2 protein-coding genes are annotated in these 1,860 nt (G+C 43.2%); one reads left to right on the forward strand and one right to left on the reverse strand.

Annotated elements, in window-relative coordinates:
* On the reverse strand, positions 1–1,151 hold a 1,151-nt coding region (locus KDK17_RS09550), incomplete at its 3' end, for a hypothetical protein (protein ID WP_257287935.1).
* A 224-nt stretch (positions 1,152–1,375) separates the two neighbouring features.
* Between KDK17_RS09550 and KDK17_RS09555 the strand changes: the two genes are divergently transcribed.
* Positions 1,376–1,633, forward strand: coding sequence for a DUF3387 domain-containing protein (locus KDK17_RS09555; RefSeq protein ID WP_257287936.1), 258 nt, complete (start codon positions 1,376–1,378; stop codon positions 1,631–1,633).
* Positions 1,634–1,860 lie beyond the last annotated feature (227 nt).

Consider the following 1,860-nt stretch of genomic DNA (forward strand, 5'->3'; position numbering starts at 1 on the left):
AGGCCAATTTCAGGGGATAAAAGGCTTTGTATCGCAGGCAAGTTTAATGCTTTGGCCAACTCTGGATTATGAACCGATGACTGATTCACGAGGCACTGAAAATCATTATATTTTTGCCTCAACCTGTCAAGATCGATTTTAATCTGCGAAGCCTCATAAATTAAATCATCCTGAGACAGCATTGCCGATTTTGGAACCGTTGTGGTAAACAGAAGAGAATAACTATCGTGATCCAGGAAGCGATCAGCATACTTCTTTTCCCAACTCTTTGCATACACTTCTTTCAATTTATTGTAGGACCACCGTTTGGTATAGCTTGGGTACTTGATGTAATTAGTGCCATTATGCTGACAGACAGTATAGTGCCCCTGTTCTCTGAACCCACCTTCGACTTTGGGATCTGGCGCGTGACTAACCCGGAGAAATGTTTTCTTATCCGTTGTGGCCAGAAAACAATTGTTATCATCGTGTTCATTAGCATCGCTTTTGAACAATACGTCATTAAGAAAAGGCAGCATTGATTTCATTGATGCCAGATAACTCTCCGGGGAGTTGATTTTCTTGGTAAACTCCTCCAGAGGTACACGGTATTCACAGCCATTACAGCGGACAAAGCCATCTTTGAGATAAAACCCCTTACTTGCCAGATGGCTTATTAAATCCTTCACGTCAGCGCCCTGGATATTAGGCAACAAGGGATGAAAACTTCGCATTCTTTCAGCATAATCTGGCAACTCATCAGCCAGGACAAATATTTTATCTTGCCCCTCTTTGCCAACTATCTCGGAAGCCTCTATCACTCGCTGATCGGTATAGTCGCTGACCAGAAATATTTTCACATCCCGATGCCTGATGGCAGTCACACGAAACTTGCAATCATAACTTGGTCGTAATCCACGAAACTTCAGAAAAAGTGACTCACCACTGGCCACCTTTATTTCATGATGAGTTATTTTATCAACGTCAGTGCTGACAATTCCTGCCCAAACCAGATTACTCTTTTCCTTGGCCTTGGCACGCATTTCATTCAGATCAATACTGGACTCAATGTCACCCTGCGGATTCGTGACGTCCAATTTATTGATAGTATTATCAGATACTGTTGGTGAAGATCGGACCGGAATATAAATCGTTGACAGACTTGGAAACATAATTAAAACTCCCTAAAAAATGCAACTTTTGTGCTTTCCAATGTGCTTTCCAAAAACAGAACACCGCACTTTGTTACTGGTTATAAAGTTTTGAACACCCTGTTCCCGCTGATGGGTTTCAGAATACTGAATTTCAGTCTTGCCGATATCAGAAATGCTCAACTATCTTTTTTGACCGCCGAATAGCAAAAAAGTTTCTTATTTGAACAATATTTAAGAATCTGATAGAGCGTAAGCTCACACCTATGGTGGCCAGGAATAAATGCAGGCAGGATTTGCGGGAGAATTTCAAAGAACTTGTCGATGATTACAACCTTGGTGCCTGCTCCGCAGAAGAGTTTTTCAATAAGCTGAAGGAGTTCATCGGCACACTGGGTGATGAAGCGTCTCGCACCGTGAGGGAAGGCCTGACAGAAGAGGAAATGGCAATTTTTGACCTTACTCGCGATCTGGTCTGTATCGGCGATTACATCCTTTCATAAGCTCAGGAGGGCCAGCATGTCTTAATGCCCATGTGGCACTACGAAATCATCAACCTGCTTCGACGACGCCATGAAAGGCTTGTCCCTGCCAGGTACGTTTGCCGTGGATGAGAGAATCCATGAACCCCTCTGTTTTAAGTTCCTTGACCCTTATCCTCTCGTCTATCCTCACTGCTCCTGGCCATAGAAAACAAAGGATAGAACCATTAAAAGTCTACTCTTGCACG

Source organism: Endozoicomonas sp. SESOKO2 (assembly GCF_024606245.1).
Classification (GTDB): Bacteria; Pseudomonadota; Gammaproteobacteria; order Pseudomonadales; family Endozoicomonadaceae; genus Endozoicomonas_A.